The sequence below is a fragment of the Streptomyces sp. NPDC014801 genome (assembly GCF_043082085.1).
Taxonomy (GTDB): Bacteria; Actinomycetota; Actinomycetes; order Streptomycetales; family Streptomycetaceae; genus Streptomyces.
In genome coordinates this window covers 250177-273577 of record NZ_JBIBXG010000008.1, presented here as the reverse complement: position 1 = coordinate 273577, position 23401 = coordinate 250177, and the positions used below count along the sequence as shown (strand labels likewise).

The following is a 23401-nucleotide window of genomic DNA, read 5'->3' as shown; positions in this document are numbered from 1 at the left end:
CCGGGTCACCGGGTCACCGGGTCGAGGTCAGCGCGGAGCCGTCCGCCGCGCCGGAACCGTCTGCGGCACCGGAGCCGTCGCCCGCACCCGAGCCGTTGTTGGCACCCGATCCGTCGTTCGCACCGGAGCCGTGGTTCGCCCCGCTCCCGGCCCCGGCGCCGTTGCCTGACTGGTCGCCACCGGCCTGCTGATCGCCACCGGCCTGCTGGTCACCGCCCGCCTGCTGATCGCCACCGGCCTGCTGGTCGCCACCCGCCTGCTGGTCCCCCGCGCCCTGTCCCGCTCCGGCCGCGCCCCCGGCGCCCTGCCCGGCGCCGAGTGTCGCCCCCGTCGCCTGCAGGGCCGTCGTGACCGGCTGGAAGAAGGTCTCGCCGCCGGAGGTGCAGTCGCCGCTGCCGCCGGAGGTGAGGCCGACGGCGAGGCCGTCCTGGGTGAACAGGGACCCTCCGCTGTCGCCGGGTTCGGCGCAGACATCGGTCTGGATGAGCCCGGTGACGGTGCCCTCGGGGTAGTTGACCGTGGCGTCGAGCCCGAGCACCTGCCCGTCGTGCAGCCCCGTCGTGCTGCCCATCCGGAAGACCTGCTGGCCCACGGTGGCCTCGGCGGCCTGGCTGATCTGCACGGTCTGCCCGCCGCCGACGTTCACCTCGCTGGGCGCCTGCGTGTTCGGGTCGTCGTACTTCACCAGGGAGAAGTCGCCGTTGCCGGGGAAGACGGCCTGGTCGACGGTGGCGACGGGCTGCCCGTTCTGCGTGTCGGACCACTGCTTGGCCGCGACCCCGCAGTGACCGGCCGTCAGGAACGCGGGCGAGCCGTCGGACGCGGTGACGTTGAAGCCGAGGGAGCAGCGGGCGCCGCCGCCGAAGATGGCGTCGCCGCCGGAGACGAACGTCTTGAAGGTGCCCGCGGACTTCTTGAGGGTGGCCATGCCGGAGCCGAGCCGCCGCACCGTGGACTGGAGCGTGTCCCACCGCTCGCCGGTGACCGTGCGGTCGGCGGTGACGAGGAGTTTGTCGGTGCGCGGGTCGATCGCCCAGGCGGTGCCGGGTATGGAGGCCTGGGCCTTGAGGGTGCGGGCACCGGACTTCAGCTCCGCGAGGCTGTTGGGCACCTCGCGGACGGCCGCGCCCGCCTTCTTGGCCTGGACGACGACGTTGTTGTTGTCGCCGGGCACCACGTTGACCACGAGCTGCCGCTTGGCGGCGTCGTAGTAGGAGCCGGCGAAGGAGTCGCCCAGCAGGCCGGCGAGCTGACCGGCCAGGCCCTGGGCGTCGGCCGCCTTGAGGGTTCTGGGGGCCGCGGTGCCCGAAGCGCCGTCCTGCGAGGCGTTGGCCTGGGGCAGCAGGATCGCCGCCGCGCCGAGCGCCGCCACGCCGCCCGCCGCCATCGCTGCCTTGCGTTTCGGGATTCGCTTGTGACTCAACCTTCTCGCCCTCCTGGGGGGTTGGGGGGTCGGGTCCTGTCGGACCCGGTGCTGCCGTGCGGCAGCCCGGTCAGCGGCGCCTGGATGGCCGTTGGTACGCAGGAGGCGGACGGAGTGTTCAATTCCGTGCGTCAACCGCCGTGGCACGGACGGCGATTCGGCCAGGACGCGGGCGTGGCGGGCGCGCGCCGGGAACAATCCCCCGTATGACGATGACCACCGCGGAAGCGGACAAGATCCTCGCGGGCAACTTCGCGCCCTGGGTGCTGGACCTGGGGTTGTCCGTGCAGGAGATTCACGAGGGCCGGGCGGTCCTGCGGCTGCCCTGGTCACAGCGGCTGGCCCGGGAGGGCGGGGCGCTGTCCGGGCAGGCGCTGATGGCGGCCGCCGACACCGCGACGGTGCTGGCCGTGTCGGCGGCGCGCGGCGCCTACGTCCCGATGACGACGGTCCAGCAGTCGACGTCCTTCCAGCGCGCGGTGACCGGTGCGGATGTCCTGATCACGGCGGTCCTGACGAAGCTGGGACGGCGGATGGCGTTCGCGGACATCGTCCTCACCGACGCGGACTCGGGAGAGCTGGCCGCGCACGCGACCACGGTGTACGCGCTGCTCGGCTGACACGATCGGTATCGGTCCGGAGACGGTCAGTTACGGACACGGAACGGAATTTCTGCTTCAGGGAATCTGCACATCGAATGCTCAACCAGGTCACCGGGCGCCGCGGATCTGCACAACCGCGCGGCGCCCGGTTCGCGTTTGGCGTCAAGTGCCCGATTCGGCCCCGCGGCGGCAAGCACCGGTGTGCGGCAATCCGGCGCGCGGTGTGAAGAAGTCGCCGACACGGCGTGCGCACTCCTGCACCTTTGGGCCCGGCGGTGAGCCAAGTGCCCAGGTGAGAGGGGTGGTTGATTGGAAGCGCCCGGTCGCCGCGTGCTTTCATCCATCGCACCGCGGGATCCCCTGTGGTCCCCGGTTCCCCCCTTGTGACATATCCATACGAAGGGAAGTTCCATCATGAACTCCACCCCCCAGGTCCAGACCGCTGAGATCTCCGACGCCGACCTCGACAACGTCTCCGGCGGTCTGTCCGTCAACGCCCTGAACACCGCCACCGGTGCCCTCAACGGCATCGCCCCGGTCTCCGGCGTGGTGGACACGGTCGTCGGCACGGTCGAGGGCGTCACCGGCCTGAACACCGCCCCGATCACCGGCCTGGTCGCCGGTCTCTGATCGCACCTTTCCGTGCCCCCGGGTCCCGGAGCCGCCCCCCGGCTCCGGGACCCACGGGTGTGCCCGGGGTGCCGTAGTCGATGTAGGTGACCGTGCAGTTCCGTCAACAGGCCCTCGCCAAGCTCCAGTCGCCGGAGGAACTCGACCTCCCGGTGCGCCTCGCCCGTCCCCAGGGCTGGCTCGTGCTGGCCGTGACGGTGGTCGCGCTCGCGGCCGCCTCCGTGTGGGCGGTGACCGGCTCGGTGGCCTCCACGGTCAGCGCGCCCGCGATCCTCACCCACGGGGAGGGCAGTTACCTCCTGCAGAGCCCGGTCGCCGGACAGGTGACGGCGGTCCTCGCCGAGGAGGGCGCGCGGCTGCCCGCGAACGCCCCGGTACTGAAGGTCCGTACGGCCGAGGGCGAGACGACGGTCCGCACGGTCGCGGCGGGCCGGATCACGGCACTCGCCGCCACCCTCGGGCAGATCATCTCGACCGGCGCGAACGTGGCGGCCGTGGAGAAGGTCGCGCACGCCGGCGACCCGCTGTACGCGACCGTGTACGTACCCGCCGAGAACGCCGCCTCCATCCCCGCGCACGCCGCGGTGGACCTCACCGTGCAGACCGTGCCGGCGCAGCGGTACGGCGTGCTGCGCGGCCATGTGAAGTCCGTGGACCGCGCCGCGCAGTCGGCGCAGGCGATCGGCGCGTTCCTCGGGGACAGCCAGCTCGGCGAGCAGTTCACCAGGAAGGGCCGGCCGGTGGCCGTCACGGTCGAGCTGGACACCTCCTCGCGCACGAAGAGCGGCTACCGCTGGTCGTCCGCCGACGGTCCGCCGTACACCCTGACCTCCATGACCCTGGCCACCGGCTCGATCCGGCTGGCCGACCAGCACCCCGTCGATTGGCTGCTGCCGTGACCACCGCCGCACCCGAGACCAGGGGCCGCCGCCGGGCCGCGCCGCCCCGGCGGTCCGTGCCGAAGGCGCGCGCCGGGACCGTGCGCACGCCGACCGTGCTGCAGATGGAGGCCGTGGAGTGCGGGGCCGCCTCCCTGGCGATGGTGCTCGGCCATTACGGCCGGCACGTCCCGCTGGAGGAGCTGCGCATCGCCTGCGGTGTCTCCCGCGACGGCTCACGCGCCTCCAACCTGCTGAAGGCGGCCCGCAGTTACGGCCTGACCGCCAAGGGCATGCAGATGGACCTGGCGGCGCTCGCCGAGGTCAAGGCGCCCGCGATCCTGTTCTGGGAGTTCAACCACTACGTCGTCTACGACGGCATGGGCCGCCGCTTCGGCCGCCGCGGGGTGTTCGTCAACGACCCCGCCAAGGGCCGCCGGTTCGTGCCGATGGAGGACTTCGACGGCAGCTTCACCGGTGTGGTGCTGGTGATGGAGCCGGGCGAGGGCTTCACCAAGGGCGGGCGCAGGCCCGGTGTGTGGGGTGCGATGCCCGCCCGGCTGAAGGGCACCGCGGGCACCCTGCCGGCCGCCGTGCTGGCGAGCCTGCTGCTGGTGCTGGTCGGCGCGGCCGTGCCCGCGCTCAGCCGCACCTACATCGACATGTTCCTGATCGGCGGGCAGACCTCGCTGCTGGGCGTGCTGTTCGCGTCCATGGCGGCCTGCGTCGCGCTGACGGTCGCGCTGACCTGGCTGCAGCAGGCGAACCTGCACCACGGCCGGATCATCTCCTCCACGCTCTCCAGCGCCCGCTTCCTGCGCCATCTGCTGCGGCTGCCGGTGACGTTCTTCGCCCAGCGCAGCCCGGCCGACCTGGTGCAGCGGCTGCAGTCCAACGACCAGGTGGCGGAGACCCTGGCCCGCGACCTGGCGGCGGCCGGCGTGGACGCGGTGGTCGTGGTGCTGTACGCGATCCTGCTGTACAGCTACGACCCGCAGCTGACGTTCGTCGGCATCGGCGTGGCCCTGCTGAACGTCGTCGCGATGCGGGTGGTCGTACGGCTGCGGGCGACGCGCACGGCGAAACTGCGCGCGGACACCGCGCGGCTCACCAACACCGCCTACAGCGGCCTGCAGCTGATCGAGACGATGAAGGCGACGGGCGGCGAGGACGGCTACTTCCGCAAGTGGGCGGGGCAGCACGCCACCACGCTGGAGGAGCAGCAGCGGCTCGGTGTGCCGAGCGCCTGGCTGGGTGTGGTCGCGCCGACGCTGGCCACGCTGAACAGCGCGCTGATCCTGTGGATCGGCGGCATGCGCGCCATCGAGGGACATGTCTCGGTCGGTCTGCTGGTGGCGTTCCAGGCACTGGTGACCCGCTTCACGGCCCCGCTGACCCGGCTCAACGGCGTCGCGGGCCGCATCCAGGACTTCGCCGCCGACGTGGCCCGCCTGAAGGACGTGGAGAACTTCCGGACCGACCCGCTCTACGACCGCAGGCAGGGCGCGGACTCCACGCGCCGGCTGCACGGCCATGTCGAGCTGCAGAACATCACCTTCGGCTACAGCCCGCTGGACAAGCCGCTGCTGACCGGCTTCGACCTGACCGTGGGACCGGGCCGGCAGGTGGCCCTGGTCGGCGGTTCGGGCAGCGGCAAGTCGACCGTGTCCCGGCTGATCGCGGGCCTGTACACACCGTGGGAGGGCGTGATCCGCATCGACGGGCAGCGCCTGGAGGACATCCCGCGCGGCGCGCTCGCCGCCTCCGTGTCCTTCGTCGACCAGGACGTGTTCCTGTTCGAGGGCACGGTGCGGGACAACGTGGCGCTGTGGGACCCGTCGATCCCCGACGACGCGGTGCTGGAGGCGCTGCGCGACGCGGCGCTGTACGACGTGGTGATGCGCCGGCCCGGCGGCATCCACAGCAAGGTCGAGCAGGACGGCCGCAACTTCTCCGGCGGACAGCGCCAGCGCCTGGAGATCGCGCGGGCCCTGGTGCGCCGCCCGAGCATCCTCGTGCTGGACGAGGTGACCAGCGCCCTGGACGCGGAGACCGAGCAGATCGTGATGGACAACCTGCGCCGACGGGGCTGCGCCTGCGTGGTGATCGCGCACCGGCTGAGCACCGTGCGCGACAGCGACGAGATCGTCGTGCTGCAGCACGGCCAGATCGTGGAGCGCGGCCGGCACGCGGAGCTGGTGGCGCTCGGCGGCGCGTACGCGTCGCTGGTCAGGGAGCGGTGAGATGACGGCCGTACACGAAGGCGACCTGGTGCTCGGCGCGTTCGGGCAGCTGGGCACGGCGCTGCCGTGCGCGGGGCTGGGCCGGCTGGACCTGGAGGGTCCACAGGTGCTGTGGCTGGTCGCGGCCGGAGCGCTGGACCTGTTCGCGGTGGACGCCGCCCAGCAGGGCCACTGGCACCACCTGGGCCGGCTGGAGGCGGGCTCGCTGCTGCTCGGCCCGGTCGCAGGGCCGCAGCACACGCTGGTGGCCCGCCCGGTGCGGGACTGCGTGGTGCACCGCATCGCGCTGCGCGAGCTGTACCAGCCCGCGCAGACCCAGACGTGGAGCTACGACGAGTACGGCACCCCGCAGTACGTGCCGCCGACGACGAGCCCGCTGGAGTACGCCCTCGCGCTCGGCGTGGGCCGCGGCCTGTCGGTCCTGTTCCAGGCGCCGATGGCGGCGGAACGGCCGGCGGAGATCACCGACGACGACGTGTTCTGGATGCAGGTGCCGCCCGGCAGCGTCCAGTACGGCTCCCTCTACGGCCAGGAGGCGGCCGCCGACCTGCTGATGGACCCGGCGGTGTGGCAGGGCATGGTCGACCAGCAGTACCGGCTGCTGGCCACCCTGGACCGCTGGATCGAGCAGCTGGAGCGCACCCACGAGACGCGGACCGCCGCCGGCATCAAGGCCGGTGAGGAGGTGCGCGCCCAGGCCGACCGCACCCTGCTCGCCTCCATCGGCCGCTCCGCCGCGAAACGGACGACGACCGCCGACGCGGACGCCACCTACGCGGCCTGCAAGCTGGCCGCCGAGGCCGCCGGGATCTCGCTGACCGCGCCGCCGCAGTCCGGCACGGGTGACGACCGCCTCGACCCGGTCGAGCGGATCGCGCTGGCCTCCCGGCTGCGCACGCGTGCGGTGCGCCTGGACGGGCGCTGGTGGCGGGAGAACGCCGGTCCGCTGGTCGGTCACCGGGCGCTGTCCGGGGCGCCGGTGGCGCTGTTGTGGCGGCGCGGCGGCTATGTCGCCGTGCACCCGACGACCGGGCGGGAGACGCCCGTGGAGAAGGCCAACGCCGGGGAGTTCGAGCCGCGCGCGGTGATGTTCTACCGGCCGCTGCCCGAGCGGCGGCTGTCCCCGCTGGGGCTGGTGCGGTTCACGCTGCGCGGCACGGGCCCGGATCTGGCGTGGCTGCTGCTGGCCGGGCTGGTCACGGTGGCGATCGGCGCGCTGGTGCCGGTCGCGACGGGCCGGGTGCTCGGCGAGTACGTGCCGAAGGCCCAGTCGGGGCTGATCGTGCAGGTGTGCCTGGCGGTGATGGTCTCCGGAGTGGTCGCGGCGGCGTTCATGCTGCTGCAGAACCTGACGATCCTGCGGCTGGAGGGCCGGGTCGAGGCCACGCTGCAGCCGGCCGTGTGGGACCGGCTGCTGCGGCTGCCGACGACGTTCTTCGCGCAGCGCTCCACGGGTGAGCTGGCGAGCGCGGCGATGGGCATCAGCGCGATCCGCCGGCTGCTGGCGGGTGTGGGCCCGTCGGTGGCGCAGGCGGTCACGGTCGGCGCGATGAACCTGGGGCTGCTGCTGTGGTTCAGCGTGCCGCTGGCGCTCGCGGCGATCGCGATGCTGGTGGTCATCGGGGGTGTCTTCACGGCGCTGGGGCTGTGGCAGGTGCGCTGGCAGCGCAAGCTGGTGGTGCTCACCAACAAGCTGAACAACCAGGCCTTCCAGACCCTGCGCGGGCTGCCGAAGCTGCGGGTGGCGGCGGCCGAGAACTACGCCTACGCGGCGTGGGCGGGCGAGTTCGCGCGCAGCCGTGAGCTGCAGCAGCGCCTCGGGCGGATCAAGAACCTGAACGCGGTGCTGGGCGCGGTGTACCTGCCGCTGTGCTCGCTGCTGATGTTCATGCTGCTGGCCGGTCCGGCGCGCGGCGCGCTGTCGGCGGCGGACTTCCTCACCTTCAACACGTCGGTGACGATGCTGCTCACCTCGGTCACCCAGCTCACCGGCGCGTTCGTCTCCGCGGTGGCGGCGCTGCCGCTGTTCGAGGAGATCAGGCCGGTGCTGGAGGCCGCGCCCGAGGTGCGGACGGCGAGCACCCGGCCGGGCCCGCTGTCCGGGGCGATCGAGGCGCGCCGGCTGTCCTTCCGCTACTCCGACGACGGCCCCCTGGTCCTGGACGACGTCTCCTTCGAGGTGCGGCCGGGCGAGTTCGTCGCGATCGTCGGCCCGAGCGGCTGCGGGAAGTCGACCCTGCTGCGCCTGCTGATCGGCTTCGACCGGCCGGTCTCCGGCAGCGTCCTGTACGACGGTCAGGACCTCGCCGCGCTCGACCAGTCGGCGGTGCGTCGGCAGTGCGGAGTCGTGCTGCAGCACGCGCAGCCGTTCACCGGCTCCATCCTGGACGTCATCTGCGGCACCGAGCCGTACACGCCCGAGGAGGCGATGGCGGCGGCCGAGATGGCGGGGCTCGCGGAGGACATCCGGCGGATGCCGATGGGCCTGCACACCATCGTCGCCGGCAACGGCGCGATCTCCGGCGGGCAGCGCCAGCGGCTGATGATCGCGCAGGCACTGATCCGCCGCCCGCGGATCCTGTTCTTCGACGAGGCGACCAGCGCACTGGACAACGAGACGCAGCGCACGGTGATCGAGTCCACGAAGGCGCTGAACGCCACCCGGATCGTCATCGCGCACCGGCTGTCGACCGTGCTGGACGCCGACCGCGTCATCGTGATGGAGAACGGCCGGGTCGCCCAGCAGGGGCCGCCCGCCCAGCTGCTCGCCGACACCGGCGGCCGGCTGCACGAGCTGGTACGACGGCAGCTGGCGTAGGCGGGCGGCGGCGACAGCCGGCGGTGGCCGGCACGGGAGAACACGGCGGCGCGGCGCCGCTGCCGGATCAGTCCACGCCGGGCACGGGGGCACCGGAGGGGACACCGGCGTCGATGTACGCGGAGTAGAGCTCCTTCCACTCGGCCGTGGGCCCGGCGTGCGGTCCTTCGAGCCGCTCGCCGCGCGCCGCCGCGTCCAGCGCGGCCAGGCAGACCTCCCAGCCGGCGCCGTTGCGGGCGGCGGAGTCCAGGGCGCCGAGGACGTCGGTGAGGGTGAATCGGGTGCCGCCGGCGGGAAGTTCCGTCAGGTCGAAGCGGAGTTCGTCCTCGCCCCAGGAGAAGGACAGGTGCCGGGGCGGGTCGACGGCGAGGACGCGGCCGGTGCTTAGCGGCATGTGCGGATCGCCGCTGAAGGCGACGGAGCCGCCGGGACGCAGGTCGAACTCGGCGCGGGAGGGGAACCAGCGGGCGTTCTCGTCGGGGTCGGTGAGGAAACGCCAGACGCGCTCGGCGGGATGGTCGTAGCTGCGGGTGAAGCGGACGGCGGGGCGGCCGTCGTCGAGGGCGAGGTAAGTGCCGGTGAGGTCGGCGGCCATGGCGGATCAGTCCTCCGTGAGCGGGTGTGGGGGTGCGTCCGGCGACTCGTCGAGGCGGCGGCCCAGGGCGTCCAGCCTCGCGTTCCACAGCCTGCGGTAGGGCGCGAGCCAGGCGTCCAGCGCGGCGATCGGCGCCGGTTCGAGGGCGTAGACACGGCGCTGCGCGTCCTGCCGGGCCCGGACCAGTCCGGCCTGCCGGAGCACCCGCAGATGCTTGGAGGTGCTGGGCTGGCTCAGTCCGCAGGCCTCGACGATCTCGCCGACGGAGCGCGGCCGTTGCAGCAGCAGCGCCACGATGGCGCGCCGGTGCGGGTCGGCGAGGGCGGTCCACAGCCCGGAGTCGTCGGACATGGCTCCAATATGCCTCGCTGGTTATATACTGGTCAAGGCATACATGCGCACGCTCCTCACGGCCCCCTCCACCGGGCCCCGTGCGCGACCACCGCCACCGGGCCCCCGTGCGCCCGGCTCCGCATCCGCTGCGTGCACGGCCGGTCGCGTATGGTCCGGCCGGGCTGGGTACTCGCCCGGCCATGCGGATCAGTGTGGTGGACGTCGGATCGAACACCGTCCGGCTGGTGGTGGCGGACGCGGAGGGCGGGGTGCCGCTGCCGGTGCACACCGCCAAGTGGCGATTGAGACTGTCGCAGGAGGTCAGACCGGGCGACCCGATCCCCGAGAGCTGCGTGGACCGGCTGGCCGAGGCGGTCGCCGCGGCGAACCGGACGGCGGTGAAGTGGGGCGCGGCCGGACCGCTGGCGTTCGCGACCGCGGTCGTACGGGCCGCGCCGAACCGTCTCGAGGTGCTGCGCGAGGTGCGGGCGCGCACCGGTGTGGACCTGTGCACGATGCCGGGCGAGCTGGAGGCGGAGCTGACCTTCCTCGCGGCGCGGCGCTGGATGGGGTGGCGGTCGGGCCCGCTGGCGCTGCTGGACATCGGCGGCGGCTCCCTGGAGGTGGCCTTCGGGCGCGGCCGGCTGCCGGATTTCGTCGCCTCGCTGCCGCTCGGGGCGGGGCGGCTGACCCACGAGTACCTCGCCGGCGGCCAGGACCCGCCGGCGGCGGAGAGCGTGAAGGCGCTGCGCCGGCGGGTGCGCCACCAGCTGCGGGACGTGGCGGCGCGCATCCGCTGGGAGGGGCCGCGCACCGCGGCGGCCACCTCGCGCACCTTCCAGCAGCTGGGGCGGCTGTGCGGGGCGGCGCCCGGCCGGCACGGCCCGTTCGTGGAGCGGGAGCTGCACCGCGCGGACCTGGGCCGGGCCGCCGCCCGGCTGGCCGAGCTGCCGGCCTCGGAGCGGGCCCGGCTGCCCGGCATCTCCGCGCCGCGCGCGGCGCAGAGCCTTGCCGGCGCGGTCGTCGGGCACACGGCGATGAAACTGGCGGGGCTGAGGACGGTCGCGATCTGCCCCTGGGCGATCCGGGAGGGCGTCATGCTGCGGCATGTCGAGGACGGGCCGTCCTGGTGGGCGGAGGTCTGCCGCCGCGCCGAGGAGACCGCGCCGCCGGAGCCGGTGCCGCTGCGGATCGCGGCCTTGACGAAGTGAACGCTACGACCGAGGAGGACGACGACATGTCCAAGGACGACGGCCGCCGCCCGGAGACGGCTCTGGAGGAGATCCTGACCGAGGTCCGTGACGCCCAGAACCGCGTCACCGACGAGGAGCGGGACGAACGCCGACCGCGGGGCGAGGCCGCGGAGGCCATCACCCCGAACGCCCGGGCGGAGGAGGAGTCCGAGGGCGACTGAGCCCCGCGCACCCGGCCTCCCACCCAGGTGACCTGCGTGCCTTCCGGGAGGCCGGGTACCCGAGGGCGCATGGAGAACGACCGCGAAGAGCCACGGCTGCCCTCCCCCCGCGGCCCCCTGTCGGGGGCCGTCCTCGATCATCTGCGCGGTACCGGCCCGCTGCCCGAGGAGCACGCGGTCGCGGGCGCGGACCCGTACGGCGACGACCTGCAGCTCGCCCTCTACCTGTGCTACGAGCTGCACTACCGCGGTTTCGCCGGGGTGAGCGCCGACCGGGAGTGGGACCCCGACCTGCTGCGCACGCGCGCCGCGCTGGAGCGCCGCTTCCTGACGGCGCTGCGCGCCGACACGCCCGTGCACGACAGCGTGGACGCCGCCGTCGGCGACCTGCTGGTGGAACCGGCCGACGGGGAGGGCGTCAGCCACCACCTGTGCGAGAAGGGTGAGCTGTGGCAGCTGCGCGAGTACGCCGCGCACCGCTCGCTGTACCACCTGAAGGAAGCCGACCCGCACGCCTGGGTGCTGCCCCGGCTGACGGGACGGGCCAAGGCGGCGATGGCCGCGGTGGAGTTCGACGAGTTCGGCGGCGGCCGCGCCGACCGGGTGCACGCCCGCCTGTTCGCCGACCTGATGACGGACCTGGGCCTGGACACCACCTACGGCCGCTACCTGGACGCGGCCTGCGCCGAGGCGCTGGCGATCGTGAACATGATGTCGCTGCTGGGGCTGCACCGGGAGACGCGCGGCGCCCTGGTGGGCCACTTCGCGGCGGTGGAGATCACCTCCTCCCCCGGCTCCCGGCGGCTGGCGGAGGCCATGCGCCGGGCGGGCGCGGGACCGGCCGCCGCCTTCTTCTACGACGAGCACGTCGAGGCGGACGCCGTGCACGAGCAGATCGTTCGGCACGAGGTGATCGGCGGACTGCTGGCCGACGAACCGCACCTCGCCCCCGACATCGCCTTCGGCATCGACGTCACGGAGTTCCTGGAGGGCCGGCTGGCCACCCGGCTGCTGGACGCCTGGCGGGCGGGCGCCTCCTCCCTGCGGACGCCGCTCGACGCACCGACGGCCACAGAAGTCCCTCATATTTCCTGATCGAGGGGGAACTCGGCGGCCGTGACTCCTCTGGTACTTCCGGGCGTGTACGCCCCACAGGACGACACCCGGCTGCTGGCCGGGGCCCTCTCCGACGAGCCGCTCCCACCGGGGTCGGCGGTGCTGGACGTGGGGACCGGCAGCGGTGCGCTGGCCCTGGAGGCCGCACGCCGGGGTATGCGGGTGACGGCCGTCGACGTGTCGCGGCGGGCGGTGTGGAGCGCGAGGCTCAACGCCCGGCGCTGCGGACTGCGGCTGCGGATCCGGCGCGGCAACCTCTTCGAGCCGGTGCGCGGCCAGACCTTCGACCTGATCGTGGCCAACCCGCCCTACGTCCCGGCTCCGGACGGCCTCCGGGCACGGCGGGGCGCGGCCCGCGCCTGGGACGCCGGGCAGGACGGCCGGCTGCTGCTGGACCGGATCTGCCGGGAGGGCCCCGACCTGCTGCGCCCCGGAGGGGTGCTGCTGATCGTCCACTCCGCGCTGAGCGATCCCGGCCGGACGGTGACGTGCCTGCGCGAGGCCGGGCTGAAGGCGTCGGTGACCCGGCGCCACCGGATCGGCTTCGGGCCGGTGCTGCGCGAGCGGCAGGGGTGGCTGCGGGCGCGGGGGCTGCTGTCCGCCGAGGACACGAGTGAGGAACTGGTGGTGGTCCGTGCCGAACTCCCCGTCTGACCGGTCCGTGCCGGACTCCCCCTCCGGCCCGGCCCGAAGGATCAAGGTGCAGCGCCGGGGTCCGCTGCTGGTGGAGGGCCCGGTGGAGGTGGAGCTGGAGGACGGCACCACCGTCTCCTCCGACCGCTTCCGCGTCGCGCTGTGCACCTGCCGCCGCAGCCGCCGCTACCCGTGGTGCGACACGAGCCACCGCAGGACGGCGCGGCCCGCCGGGCCCCGGGAGAACGAGGCGTCGGCCAGGCCCGGGGAGGACAAGGCGTCGGCCAGGCCCGGGGAGGACAAGGCGTCAGGCGGGTCCCGGGGGGACAAGGCGTCAGGCGGGTCCTAGGCGCCGTAGGCCACCGCGGGCAGATCCGGCCCCCGGCCCCGGCTCCGGCTCCGGCTCCGGCCCCGCGGCGAACACGCGGGCAGGCCCCGACCGTGTGGTCGGGGCCTGCCCATGTGCGATGCCGGGGGCCGGCGGGCGGCCCCACTCCGCCCTGCCGGCCCCCGGTGCGGAATCACACGGCGCCCCGCGGTTGGGGCTCGCACTCCCCACCTGCGAGCCTCGCGCGGCGTTTCACGGGGTCCGTGCGATTCCGGTCCCTCAGAACGCGAAGACGGCCGACCCGTGGGCGGTCTTCACGCACTCGTTGGCAAAGGTCCGTTCGTAGGAGACGCGCTTGCCCTGCCAGACCCCGTCGACGGTGACGACGACCGGGTCGTACTGCTTGGTGCACAGCACGTCGGTGCCGGCGCTCAGCGCGTCGAGGTCGCCGCCGGCGCGGCGCAGTTCGGCGCAGGCCGCGGCGGGGTCCGGGTGGGTGCCGGAGGCGGTGGGCGCGCAGGAGAGGGTGACCGCGCGGGCCGGGGTGGCGCTCGTCGCGCTCTCTCCGTGGCCGGTGGTCAGCACGAGCGCCGAGGGGGCGTACAGCGAGGCCGGGGCGGCGTGGGCGGCACCGGTCAGGGGGCCGCAGACGGCGGTGGCCGTCAGGGTCAGAGCCGCTGCCCAGCGCGCGGGGTTCCGCATTGTGTGCATCCTTCCGCTTCGATTCGGGGGTGAGCCGGCGGGCCCTGTCGTGGGGGCCGCGACGGCGAGCGCCACTCTGCCGAGTCCGCCGCCGAAACACACATCGACCCCATGGGTTTCAGTAACCTTGCGTATTGAATCAGTGGCGTGAAGTGACAGGATTCGAACGTTCCAACGCCGATTCCAAGCGCTTTCGATCATGAGATCCGGTCAAACGGCGTGATTCACCTGCTCAGTTAATCGTCCGGAAACATTCCGCTTCCGCACCCGGCGGCCCCCTGAACGACCCGTTCCGTTCACCTCTCCCCTGCCGTCGCGGCCGTACCGGTCGGTATGGTCGGCGCACCACGGTCCCGGCGACGAGAGGCGGATCCGGCATGGCCAAGCACTGGGCGGACTTCCAGTACGAGATCTATCTGAACGGCATGACGGGCGCGGTGCCCCGGCTGCCCACGGATCTGACCCGGCTGGAGGAACTCACCGAGCAGCGGCTCGGCCCCGGCCCGGTCGGCTATGTGGCGGGCAGCGCGGGCAACGGCAGCACGGCCCGCGCCAACCGGGCCGCCCTGGAGCGCCGCCGGATCGTGCCGCGCATGCTGCGCGACGTGCGCGAGCGGGACCTGTCGGTGCGGGTGCTGGGTCGCTCGCTGCCCGCTCCCCTCGCGCTCGCCCCGGTCGGCGTGCTGTCGATCATGCACCCGGACGCGGAGCCGGCCGCCGCCCGGGCCGCGGCGGCGCAGGGCGTGCCGTTCATCCTGTCCTCGGCCTCCAGCACCCCGATGGAGCAGGTCGCCGAGGCGATGGGCGACGCCGAACGCTGGTTCCAGCTGTACTGGCCCCGCGACCCCGAGGTGGCCCGCAGCTTCCTCGGCCGGGCGAAGGCGAGCGGGTTCAGCGTGCTCGTCGTCACGCTGGACACACCGATGCTCGCCTGGCGGCCGCGCGACCTCGACCAGGCGTACCTGCCCTTCCTGCACGGCGTGGGCACCGCCAACTACTTCACCGACCCGGCCTTCCAGGCGGGCCTGGCCAAGCCGGTGCACGAGGACCCGAACGCGGCCGTCATGCACTTCGTCGGCATGTTCTCCGATCCGGGCAAGACCTGGCCGGACCTGGAGTTCCTGCGCGAGCAGTGGGACGGGCCGATCGTGCTGAAGGGGATCCTGCACCCGGACGACGCGCGCCGGGCCGCGAGCGCCGGGATGGACGGTGTGGTGGTCTCCAACCACGGCGGCCGCCAGGTGGCCGGCTCCGTCGCCGCCGCCGATGCGCTGCCACGGGTGGCCGAGGCGGTCGGCGACCGGCTCACGGTGCTCTTCGACAGCGGGGTGCGCACGGGCGACGACGTCTTCAAGGCGCTCGCACTGGGCGCGCAGGCCGTGCTGCTGGGCCGGCCGTACGTGTACGGACTGGGCCTGGACGGCCAGGCCGGCGTGGAGCACGTGATCCGCTGCCTGCTGGGCGAACTGGACCTCACCCTCGCCCTGTCCGGACACGCCACGCCCGCCACCGTCGGCGCCGGCGACCTCGTCGAGGAGGGCGTGTGAGCACCCGGCGCCACGTCCTCGCGATCGTCCCCGCGCACGTCGGCGGCCGTGCCGCGGGCACCGCGCTCGCCGCCACGTTCCCCGGCGACGCGCACGTCACCGTGGTGGAGAGCGCCGGCGAGGACCCGGCCGCCCTGCGCGAGGCGCACGCGATCGTCACCGCCCTCGCGGCGGTGGACGCCGGCCACCTCGCCGCCGCCCCGCGGCTGGAGCTGGTGCAGTGCGCCAGCCACGGCTACGACTACGTGGACACCGCGGCGGCACGCGCCCGGGGCGTCACCGTGTGCACCATCGGCTCCACGGGCGCCGAGGCGCAGAACGTCGCCGAGCAGACCTTCGCCCTCATGCTGGCGCTCGCCAAGCAGCTGGTCCCCGCGCACACCGCGCTCAGGGAGGCGGACTGGGCGCTGCCGCGGCTGCAGCGGTCGCTGACGGAGCTGTCCGGCAAGACGCTCGGCATCGTCGGACTCGGCCAGATCGGCCGTGAGGTCGCGCGCCGGGCCGCCGCCTTCGACCTGCGCATCCTCTACACGGCCCGCCGCCGGGTGCCCGCGGAGACGGAGGAGCGGCTCGGCGCCCGCCACGTCCCGCTCGACGAGCTCCTCGCCGCCTCCGACTACGTCACCCTGCACGCGCCGCTCACCGAGGAGACCCGGCACCTGCTCGACGCCCGCCGGCTCGCCCTGCTCAAGCCCACGGCGTTCGTGATCAACACCGCGCGCGGCGCCCTGATCGACCAGGACGCCCTCGCGGACGCCCTGGAGCGGGGCGCCCTGGCCGGCGCGGGCCTCGACGTCTTCGATCCGGAGCCCCCGACGCCGTCCCTGCGCCTGCTGAAGGCCCCGAACGTGGTGCTCTCCCCGCACGTCGGCGGCGTCACCCGGGAAACGGTCGTCCGCATCGGGCTGGCCGCGGTGCGCAACGCGGCGGACTTCCTCGCGGGCCGGCCGCCGCGGGACGTGGTGAACTGACCCGGCACCGCGCGGGGGCGGCGGCCCGGCGAGGCCCGTGTCGCGCTGCCGTCCGCCCCCGCGCGGCGGTTAGGCTCGCGCCGCCCACGGTTTCGGCACGGCGTGGAGGGCAGGACGGCCAGGATCAACCGCGAGCGCGTGACCAGGACCCTCACCTTCTGGCTGCGTCCCGACTTCGCGCTGCGCGTCCTCAACCGCTTTCAGAAGGTCATCGGCTTCGACCGCTCGATGGCCCTGGCCTCGAGCGCCTTCACCGCCCTGGTCCCGCTGTCCGTCCTGCTCAGCGCCCTCCTGAGCTCCGTCGTCCACGTCGACGCCGCCCAGCGGATCATCCAGCGCTACGGCCTGACCGGGGCGGGCGCGCAGGCGGTGCACCTCCTCTTCTCCCCCGGGGAGAGCGCGAGCCCGAGCACCGGCGTCTTCGGCGCGCTCTTCCTGGCCGTGTCGGCGCTGAGCTTCGCCCGCGCCGCGCAGCGGCTGTTCGAGCAGAGCTGGGAGCTGCGCCCGCTCAGCGTGCGCAACTCCCGCAACGGCCTGTGGTGGCTGTTCTGGCTGGCCGGCTACACCCTGGTCAGCGGGTGGCTCTCCACGCTGTCCGGGGGGCACGCGGTGAGGCTGCTGACCGCGGTGGGTGAGGCGCTGGTGACCGGGGTGTTCCTGGTCTTCAGCGGCTGGGTCCTGTCGGCGAAGCGGATCGCCTGGCGCGACCTGATCCCCTTCGGGGTCACCGCGGCCGTGCTGACCACGCTCTACTCCTGGGGCGCCTCCCTGTACCTGCCGCGCCTGTTCAACACCTACGCCGATCGCTACGGCGCGGTCGGCGCCGTCTTCGCCATGCTCTCGGCGCTCTTCGCCGTCATGTTCGTCCTGGTGGCGTCCGCCGCGCTGGGCCGGGAGGTACGGGACGAACTGGTCCGCATTCGCCAGGGAACGCGCCCCTCCGAGCACGAGGTGCGCCGGCAGTGGGACAGCCTCGTCGAGCAGACCCGGTCGCACTGGCGCGGCATCCGGCGGGACGTCCACCGCCGGCGCAAAGGCCCGGCGGAGTGAGGCCGGCGCGCGATCGAGGGGCTGCGGCCGCGCCGGCCCGCGACCGGCTCGCACCGGTGGCTGCGCCCGGCATCACCCGGTGCGGGTGAGGCGCAGCCCCGTCTCAAGACCTGCGGAACGACACGGACGGTGAGGGGCGAGATCCTCGTGCCCACCCCTTGCCCGTACTCGAACGGCCAGCTCACCGGCCCTGTCCGGGACGTCCGGGACCCCGGTCGGGGACCTTCGGCCCTGCTCGACGGGCGTCCCGCCGGGCAGAGTGTGAGGGTGATGTAGGGACGGCAGCCGCATCCCTGTGGGTGGTGAGTGGCGTGGAATCCGAGCAGGAGACTCCGCACGACGAGGGCGCACCGGACGTCGATCCGCTCGGCGATCCGTTCCTTCGGACCCGGTTCGCCCGGCCGGCCCGCCCGGTGACGTTCCTGCGCCGCGAGCGGCTGCTGGCCCGTCTCGGCCCGTCGCCACGGACCCCCCTGGTGATGGTCAACGGATCCGCGGGCGCCGGCAAGACCCTGCTGGTCGCCGACTGGGCCGCGGAACTCACCCAGCCGGTCGCCTGGCTCACCCTCGACGACATGGTCCGCGAGCCCGACATGTTCTGGGCCCATCTGCTGCGGGCCCTGCGCATCAGCGGCACCGACCTGCCCGCCGACCTCGTGTTCCCGCCGGGCGCCGACCGGGCCGACCACACCCTGCTGAACCGGCTCGCGGCACGGCTCAGCGGCAGCGGCCGGACCGTGACCGTCGTCCTCGACGAGTACGACCGCGCCCACCCGGAGGTCTCGCAGCAGCTGGCGTTCGTGCTGCGCCACGCCGGGCCGGGACTGCGGCTGGTCCTGGTCACCCGCACCGAACCGCTGCTGCCGCTGCACCGGTACCGCGCCGCCGGCGAACTGACCGAGATCAGGGACGCCGAGCTGGCCTTCACCCCTGAGGAGACCGTCACGCTGCTGCGGCTGCACGGGCTGGACCTGAGCCTGCCGGCCGCGCTCGCGCTGGTGGAGCGCACCCGGGGCTGGGCGGCCGGTCTGCGGCTGTGCGCCCTGGCCGCGCAGCAGAGCCCGGACCCGGAGGTGTACCTGAAGGAGTTCGAGGCGGGCCACAGCCCCGTGGCCGACTTCCTGCTCGCCGAGGTGCTCGGACGGCAGCCGCCCGGGACGCAGGACCTGCTGCTGCGGGTCAGCGTCCTGGAACGGTTCTGCGCCGAACTGGCCGACGTCCTCACCGGACGGTCCGACGCCGCGCCCCTCCTGGCCGGACTGCACCGCGAGAACGCCTTCGTCGAGGACCTCGGGCACGACTGGTACCGCCTGCATCCGCTGTTCCGGGAGATCCTCCGCGTGCACCTGCGTGAGCGCTCCCTCGCCCTGGAGCCGGAACTGCACCGGCGGGCCGCGCACTGGCTGCGGCGGTCCGGGACGCTCGCGGAGACGGTCGCGCACGGCGCGGCCGCGGGCGACTGGGACTTCACCGCGCACGCCGTGGTCGACGACCTGGCCATCGGGCAGCTCTTCACGGGGGTGCGCTCCGACGACCTGGACGCGGTCTTCGCCGCCATGGAACCCGCGGCGTCCAGCCCGGCGACGGACCTGGTCCGCGCCGCCCGCGACCTGTCCCGGCACGACCTCGGCCACGGCCTGCTGCATCTGGAGCAGGCCGAGAAACAGCTCACCGCCGACGACTCCGAACCGGCGGCGGCGCAGCTGAGCTGCGCGCTGCTCGAGGCCCTGGCCGCCCGGCTGTCCGGTTCGCCCGACCGCGCGGAGGAGGCGGCCCGGGCGGCCCGGGAGCTGCGGCCCCAGGTCCCGGTCCACCTGCTGGACCAGCATCCGGAGCTCCCCGCGCTGCTGCTGACCCACGTGGGCTCGGCGCGGGTGTGGGCCGGGCGCTTCGACGAGGCCCGCACCGCCCTCACCACCGTGGCCGACGGCGACGACGGTGTCTCCACCGCCGTCGCGCGGCAGGAGTCCCTGGGGCATCTCGCGCTGATCGACTACCTCGACGGCTGGCCGGGCCCGGCCGAGCGCCATGCCTCCGCCGCGCTGACCGAGTCGGAGCGGTTCAGCCTGCACCAGCCCGCCGGCGCGGGCCTGGGACGACTGGTGCTGGCCGCGGTGGCCGTCGACCGCGACGAACTGGCCCAGGCCGAGGCCCTGATCGACCAGACCGACGACACGGAGGCACCCGACCCGGTGACGGCCGCGGGCCGGTCCCTGGTGACCGCACGGCTGCTCCTGGCCCGGGGCCGGGCCGACGCGGCGGTGGCGGCGGCGCGGACGGCCGTGCCCGAGGCCGACGTGGCCTCCCCGTGGGCGCGCAGCCACGCCGCGCTGGTCGCCTCGGCCGCCCATCTGGCCGAGGGCCGCCCCGACGAGGCCGCCGAGGTGCTGCGGGACGTGGCCGAGGAGCAGCCCGCCTGCGCCGTGGGCGAGGCACGGGCCCGGCTCGCGGCCGGGGACCGCGCGGCGGCCCTCACGGTGCTCGACGAGCTGGCCCCGGACCTGCGGGCCGGACCGGCGGTGCGGGTCCGCGCCACGCTCGTGCGCGCGCAGGCCGCGCACGCCGAGGGACACCTCTCCGCGGCCCGGCGGCTGCTCGCGGACGCGCTGGCGGAGGCGCGGCGGGACCGGCTGCGCCGGCCCTTCGTGGAGGCCGGGCCGTGGGTGGAACCCTTCCTCGCGGCGGAGCCGCTGCGGCAGCTGGCCGTCGGCTGGCTCACCCCGGACCGCCCCGCGCCCGCCCCGGCGAGCGAACCCCCGCCCCTGCTGGTGGAACGGCTGAGCGGGCGGGAGCGCGAGGTGCTGGCCCGGCTCGCCGAGATGATGTCGACCGAGGAGATCGCCGCCGACCTGTACGTGTCGGTGAACACGGTCAAGACCCACGTCAAGAACGTCTACCGCAAGCTGATGGTGAACCGGCGGCAGGACGCGGTGCGCCGGGCCCGCGGGCTGGGACTGCTGTAGACGTCGCGGCGGCCCGGGCCGGGCCCGCTCCCCCGCCGCGGGTGAGGCGCCGGGCGGCCGTCTCGGCTGGCATGGGAACCGGCGGCGGGGATGCCGGCCGCCGCCCGGGCGCGGGTGCCGCGGCCCGGGCCGACTCGGCGAGGTGGTCACCGTGGCGCGTTGGCGGCCGCTGATGGTGCTCGGAACGGCCCAGTTCCTGATGGTCCTGGACACCTCCGTCATGAACGTCTCGATCAGCCGGCTGGTCGAGGACTTCGACACCGAGGTCACCGCCATCCAGGCGGTCATCACCCTCTACTCCCTGGTCATGGCCGCGTTCATGATCATCGGCGGCCGGGTCGGGGACCTGCTGGGACGCCGGCGCATGTTCCTGATCGGGATGGCCGTGTACGGCGTCGGATCGGCCCTGACCGCCGTCTCCCCGACCCTGTGGGTGCTGGCCGTGGGCTGGTCGGTGATCGAGGGGCTCGGCGCCGCCATGGTGCTGCCGTCCATGGCGGCGCTCGTCGCGGAGGCGTATCACGGACGCGACCGGGCCGTCGCCTACGGCGTCATCGGCGGGCTCGCGGGCGCGGGCATCGCGGTGGGCCCGCTGCTCGGCGGCTGGGTGACGACCTACCTGACCTGGCGCCTCGTCTTCGCCGGCGAGGTCGTCGTCGTGCTCGCCGTGCTGGCCTTCCGGCGGGTGATCACCGAGGCGCCGCGCACCGGGCCGCGTCCCCGCCTGGACGTGGTCGGTGGCGTGCTCTCGGCGGCGGGCCTCGCGCTGTGCGTCCTCGGCGTGCTGCAGAGCAGCTCCTGGGGCTGGGTGCAGCCCCGCAACGCCCCCTTCACCGTCTTCGGTTTCGCGCCGACGCTGTTCGTCATCGGTGCCGGGACGGCGGTGCTGGCCCTGTTCGTCCGCTGGCAGCACCGGCGGGAGGCCACCGGGGCCGAGCCCCTGGTGCACCTGCGCCTGCTGCACAAGCCCGCGCTGCGGTCGGGGCTGTCGGCGCTGCTGAGCCAGAACCTGATCCTGCTCGGCCTGTTCTTCGCGATACCGCTGTACCTCCAGGTGGTGCAGGGCTTCGACGCCTTCGAGACGGGGCTGCGGCTGCTCCCCGTCTCCGCGACCATGCTGGTGGCCTCGCTGCTCGGCTCGCGTCTTGGGCGGACGGCGGGGCCGCGCCGGGTGGTCCGGTTCGCCCTGCTGACCCTGCTGGCGGCCATCGTGTGGCTGCTGGCCACGATCGACCCGGTCATCGACGACGCCCAGTTCGCCGGGGCCATGGCCGTCCTGGGCCTGGGCATGGGACTGCTCGCCTCCCAGCTCGGCAACGTCGTGCAGTCCAGCGTCGGCGAGGAGGAGCGCAGCGAGGTCGGGGGCCTGCAGTTCACGGCGCAGAACCTGGGCTCGGCGCTGGGGACCGCACTCATCGGCTCGCTGCTCATCGGTGCGCTGACCCACGCCTTCACCACCCAGGTGGAGAACAACCCGGCGCTGTCGCAGGAGGCCCGGGCGCAGACCGGCGTCGCCCTCGAAGCGGGCATCTCGTTCGTCTCCACCGACCAGGTGCGCACAGCGGCCGAACACGCCGGGCTGCCACCGTCCGACGTCGCCGCCGTCACGGACTCCTACGCCACCGCGCAGCTCAACGGGCTCAAGGCGGCGATCCTCGCCACCGGCGGCATCACCCTGGCGAGCTTCCTGGTCACCCCGAACCTGCCCACGGGCCGCGCCCGGCAGGCCGAGCGCCCGGACACCGGCGTCCTCGGTCCGGTGCGCTGAACGGAGACCCTCGTGCTCACATCCGCCCCCACCGACGCGCGCGCACGGCGCAAGGCGCGCCGCAGGGAGCGGCGGGCCCACGCCGATTACACCAGTGGCGTCTACGGCTCGCTGCTCGCCGCCTCCGTCGTGGCCGGCGCCGGGACCCTCGGCTCCCTGCCCCGGCTGGAGCTGGTCCTCCTGCTGCTGCTCAGCGCGGTGGCCTTCTGGGTGGCGCATGTGCACGCCCAGCTGTTCGGCGCCCGGCTGGCACAGCACGCCCTGGACCGGAGCACCGTCCTGCACGTGTGCCGGGACGAGTGGACCATCGTGAAGGCCGCCCTGCCGCCGGCCCTGGCGGTGGCCGTGAGCCCGCTGTTCGGGCTGGACGTGTCCGGGGCGGCGTGGCTGGCGCTCGGCGTGGCCGTGGCCGGGCAGGTGGGGTGGTCGGTGGCCGCGGCACAGCGGGCCGGAGCGTCGGCACGCCTGACAGTCCTCACAGCCTCGGTCAACCTGGTGCTCGGCCTGCTGATCGTCTGCTTCAAGCTGGTCCTGAAGCACTGAGCGTCCCACCGGCCCGGAGGTCACCTGTCCCGGGTGAGGCCCGTGCCCCTTCCGGGGCGGGACGATGGGACGCGGAGCTCCACCAAGACTGCCACCGGCCGTCGGCAGGAGAGAGCAGCCCATGCGCTATGAGATCCGCGTCGAGGGACATGTGTCGGAAACACTGACCAGGGTCTTCCCCGAGCTGGAGCATGTGGTGATCTCCGGCCAGACGCTGCTGTACGGCCCCGTCGTCGACGAGGCGCACCTGTACGGTCTGCTGGCCCGTTTCCGGTCCCTGGGCCTGCGGGTGGTGGAGATGCGGCAACTGCCGGACTGAGCCGGACGCCGGGGCGGCGGACCGGCTGCGGCGGGCCTCACGGGCCGGCCGCCCGCACGGTCGGCGCGCCTCACGGGCCGGCCGCGTCGCACGGTCGGCGCGCGCCTGGCGGCGCAGGGACTCACGCGCCGCCCGGTCGCCGGAGCCCCCGACCGCCTGGCTGCTCCGCGCACCCGGCGCCTCCGGCCTCTCGCACCCCGCCCCGGCTGCTTCCCGCCCCGGCTCCCTCCGGCTCCTCGCCCCCCGAGGCCCCGGCGGACGCCGGCCACTCGACGCGCCCGGCCGCTGGGCCGCTCGACACGCCCGGCCGCCGGGCCGGCTCCTCGCACGCGTCGACAGCCGCGCCCCTGTATCCCTGGTGCTTCACGGCGCCGGTCGCCGGACCGGTGGCCGGGAACCCAGCCCGCAGGGGCGGCCGCGCCCAGGCGGCTGCCCGGCTGCCTCACTGCCCCCGTCACCGGACCAGCCCCCGGCACCTCGCCCGCCCCCGGACACCACGGCCGGGACACGTCGGTGCCGCCGCGG

Annotated in this window: 20 protein-coding genes and 1 pseudogene; 17 read left to right on the top strand and 4 right to left on the bottom strand. The window is 74.2% G+C overall.

Annotated features, from left to right (window positions below; translation table 11 throughout):
* Nucleotides 1-13 precede the first annotated feature (13 nt).
* Nucleotides 14-1423 (bottom strand): S1 family peptidase, encoded by a 1410-nt coding sequence (locus ACF1AL_RS21150; RefSeq protein ID WP_391777562.1) that lies wholly within the window; start codon nt 1421-1423, stop codon nt 14-16.
* Between the two features lie 206 nt (nt 1424-1629).
* Between ACF1AL_RS21150 and ACF1AL_RS21145 the strand changes: the two genes are divergently transcribed.
* The 5 genes from ACF1AL_RS21145 to ACF1AL_RS21125 all read left to right on the top strand — a co-directional run bounded on the left by ACF1AL_RS21145 (nt 1630) and on the right by ACF1AL_RS21125 (nt 8594).
* The gene (locus ACF1AL_RS21145) at nt 1630-2043 is read left to right on the top strand and encodes a PaaI family thioesterase (protein WP_391700259.1); all 414 of its coding nucleotides are present in this window, start codon (nt 1630-1632) and stop codon (nt 2041-2043) included.
* 396 nt (nt 2044-2439) lie between these two features.
* Nucleotides 2440-2655, top strand: a complete 216-nt coding sequence (locus tag ACF1AL_RS21140) for a type A2 lantipeptide (protein ID WP_366838583.1) — start codon at nt 2440-2442, stop codon at nt 2653-2655.
* A 92-nt stretch (nt 2656-2747) separates the two neighbouring features.
* Nucleotides 2748-3554 carry an HlyD family efflux transporter periplasmic adaptor subunit gene (locus ACF1AL_RS21135; RefSeq protein ID WP_391658682.1) on the top strand — a complete coding sequence of 269 codons (807 nt, stop codon included), beginning with the start codon at nt 2748-2750 and terminating at the stop codon, nt 3552-3554.
* The gene (locus ACF1AL_RS21130; RefSeq protein WP_386585206.1) at nt 3551-5776 is read left to right on the top strand and encodes an NHLP family bacteriocin export ABC transporter peptidase/permease/ATPase subunit; all 2226 of its coding nucleotides are present in this window, start codon (nt 3551-3553) and stop codon (nt 5774-5776) included. The genes ACF1AL_RS21135 and ACF1AL_RS21130 overlap by 4 nt, the downstream gene beginning before the upstream one ends.
* A 1-nt stretch (nt 5777) precedes the next feature.
* Nucleotides 5778-8594, top strand: a complete 2817-nt coding sequence (locus tag ACF1AL_RS21125) for an NHLP bacteriocin export ABC transporter permease/ATPase subunit (protein WP_391700252.1) — start codon at nt 5778-5780, stop codon at nt 8592-8594.
* Between the two features lie 67 nt (nt 8595-8661).
* Here ACF1AL_RS21125 and ACF1AL_RS21120 read toward each other — a convergent pair whose 3' ends face one another.
* Complete coding sequence (locus tag ACF1AL_RS21120; RefSeq protein WP_391826873.1) at nt 8662-9189, bottom strand: SRPBCC family protein; 528 nt, start codon at nt 9187-9189, stop codon at nt 8662-8664.
* 6 nt (nt 9190-9195) lie between these two features.
* Nucleotides 9196-9540, bottom strand: coding sequence for an ArsR/SmtB family transcription factor (locus ACF1AL_RS21115; RefSeq protein WP_391826871.1), 345 nt, complete (start codon nt 9538-9540; stop codon nt 9196-9198).
* Nucleotides 9541-9722: 182 nt separating this feature from the next.
* Here ACF1AL_RS21115 and ACF1AL_RS21110 point away from each other — a divergent pair, with 182 nt between their 5' ends.
* From ACF1AL_RS21110 to ACF1AL_RS21090, 5 genes and pseudogenes are all read left to right on the top strand, one after another.
* Nucleotides 9723-10733 carry a Ppx/GppA family phosphatase gene (locus ACF1AL_RS21110; RefSeq protein ID WP_391826869.1) on the top strand — a complete coding sequence of 337 codons (1011 nt, stop codon included), beginning with the start codon at nt 9723-9725 and terminating at the stop codon, nt 10731-10733.
* Nucleotides 10730-10936 (top strand): hypothetical protein, encoded by a 207-nt coding sequence (locus ACF1AL_RS21105; protein WP_366838575.1) that lies wholly within the window; start codon nt 10730-10732, stop codon nt 10934-10936. Before ACF1AL_RS21110 ends, ACF1AL_RS21105 begins: the two co-directional genes overlap by 4 nt.
* Before the next feature lie 69 nt (nt 10937-11005).
* Nucleotides 11006-12031 carry an iron-containing redox enzyme family protein gene (locus tag ACF1AL_RS21100; RefSeq protein ID WP_391818196.1) on the top strand — a complete coding sequence of 342 codons (1026 nt, stop codon included), beginning with the start codon at nt 11006-11008 and terminating at the stop codon, nt 12029-12031.
* Nucleotides 12032-12052: 21 nt separating this feature from the next.
* Nucleotides 12053-12706 carry a HemK2/MTQ2 family protein methyltransferase gene (locus tag ACF1AL_RS21095; protein ID WP_384208123.1) on the top strand — a complete coding sequence of 218 codons (654 nt, stop codon included), beginning with the start codon at nt 12053-12055 and terminating at the stop codon, nt 12704-12706.
* Nucleotides 12687-12908: pseudogene (locus tag ACF1AL_RS21090) on the top strand (CDGSH iron-sulfur domain-containing protein); the annotation flags it as partial. The gene ACF1AL_RS21095 and the pseudogene ACF1AL_RS21090, both read left to right, overlap by 20 nt.
* A gap of 384 nt (nt 12909-13292) precedes the next feature.
* Here the strand turns inward: ACF1AL_RS21090 and ACF1AL_RS21085 are convergent.
* A complete protein-coding gene (locus tag ACF1AL_RS21085) occupies nt 13293-13715 on the bottom strand; it encodes a protease inhibitor (RefSeq protein WP_366838572.1) in 423 nt (140 codons plus the stop codon).
* A gap of 377 nt (nt 13716-14092) precedes the next feature.
* Between ACF1AL_RS21085 and ACF1AL_RS21080 the strand changes: the two genes are divergently transcribed.
* The 7 genes from ACF1AL_RS21080 to ACF1AL_RS21050 all read left to right on the top strand — a co-directional run bounded on the left by ACF1AL_RS21080 (nt 14093) and on the right by ACF1AL_RS21050 (nt 22876).
* On the top strand, nt 14093-15262 hold the full coding sequence (locus ACF1AL_RS21080; RefSeq protein ID WP_366838571.1) for a lactate 2-monooxygenase: 1170 nt from the start codon (nt 14093-14095) through the stop codon (nt 15260-15262).
* Nucleotides 15259-16233 carry a 2-hydroxyacid dehydrogenase gene (locus tag ACF1AL_RS21075; protein WP_391826867.1) on the top strand — a complete coding sequence of 325 codons (975 nt, stop codon included), beginning with the start codon at nt 15259-15261 and terminating at the stop codon, nt 16231-16233. Before ACF1AL_RS21080 ends, ACF1AL_RS21075 begins: the two co-directional genes overlap by 4 nt.
* A 138-nt stretch (nt 16234-16371) precedes the next feature.
* Nucleotides 16372-17283, top strand: a complete 912-nt coding sequence (locus tag ACF1AL_RS21070) for a YhjD/YihY/BrkB family envelope integrity protein (RefSeq protein ID WP_391777552.1) — start codon at nt 16372-16374, stop codon at nt 17281-17283.
* 302 nt (nt 17284-17585) lie between these two features.
* Nucleotides 17586-20246 carry a LuxR C-terminal-related transcriptional regulator gene (locus ACF1AL_RS21065; RefSeq protein WP_391818206.1) on the top strand — a complete coding sequence of 887 codons (2661 nt, stop codon included), beginning with the start codon at nt 17586-17588 and terminating at the stop codon, nt 20244-20246.
* A 172-nt stretch (nt 20247-20418) separates the two neighbouring features.
* The gene (locus ACF1AL_RS21060) at nt 20419-22014 is read left to right on the top strand and encodes an MFS transporter (protein WP_391700392.1); all 1596 of its coding nucleotides are present in this window, start codon (nt 20419-20421) and stop codon (nt 22012-22014) included.
* A 12-nt stretch (nt 22015-22026) separates the two neighbouring features.
* Entirely contained in the window at nt 22027-22557 is a 531-nt protein-coding gene (locus ACF1AL_RS21055) for a hypothetical protein (protein ID WP_391818207.1), read from the top strand.
* A gap of 121 nt (nt 22558-22678) precedes the next feature.
* Nucleotides 22679-22876: a hypothetical protein gene (locus tag ACF1AL_RS21050; protein WP_391818209.1), complete on the top strand. Its 198-nt coding sequence runs from the start codon at nt 22679-22681 to the stop codon at nt 22874-22876.
* Nucleotides 22877-23401 lie beyond the last annotated feature (525 nt).

What these genes read in the sequence shown, in the direction of transcription:
- ACF1AL_RS21145 (WP_391700259.1), top strand. Translation starts at nt 1,630, where the DNA reads ATGACGATGACCACCGCGGAAGCGGACAAGATCCTCGCGGGCAACTTC.
- ACF1AL_RS21140 (WP_366838583.1), top strand. Translation starts at nt 2,440, where the DNA reads ATGAACTCCACCCCCCAGGTCCAGACCGCTGAGATCTCCGACGCCGAC.
- ACF1AL_RS21125 (WP_391700252.1), top strand. Translation starts at nt 5,778, where the DNA reads ATGACGGCCGTACACGAAGGCGACCTGGTGCTCGGCGCGTTCGGGCAG.
- ACF1AL_RS21120 (WP_391826873.1), bottom strand. Translation starts at nt 9,189, where the DNA reads ATGGCCGCCGACCTCACCGGCACTTACCTCGCCCTCGACGACGGCCGC.
- ACF1AL_RS21115 (WP_391826871.1), bottom strand. Translation starts at nt 9,540, where the DNA reads ATGTCCGACGACTCCGGGCTGTGGACCGCCCTCGCCGACCCGCACCGG.
- ACF1AL_RS21110 (WP_391826869.1), top strand. Translation starts at nt 9,723, where the DNA reads ATGCGGATCAGTGTGGTGGACGTCGGATCGAACACCGTCCGGCTGGTG.
- ACF1AL_RS21100 (WP_391818196.1), top strand. Translation starts at nt 11,006, where the DNA reads ATGGAGAACGACCGCGAAGAGCCACGGCTGCCCTCCCCCCGCGGCCCC.
- ACF1AL_RS21085 (WP_366838572.1), bottom strand. Translation starts at nt 13,715, where the DNA reads ATGCGGAACCCCGCGCGCTGGGCAGCGGCTCTGACCCTGACGGCCACC.
- ACF1AL_RS21080 (WP_366838571.1), top strand. Translation starts at nt 14,093, where the DNA reads ATGGCCAAGCACTGGGCGGACTTCCAGTACGAGATCTATCTGAACGGC.
- ACF1AL_RS21060 (WP_391700392.1), top strand. Translation starts at nt 20,419, where the DNA reads ATGGTGCTCGGAACGGCCCAGTTCCTGATGGTCCTGGACACCTCCGTC.
- ACF1AL_RS21050 (WP_391818209.1), top strand. Translation starts at nt 22,679, where the DNA reads ATGCGCTATGAGATCCGCGTCGAGGGACATGTGTCGGAAACACTGACC.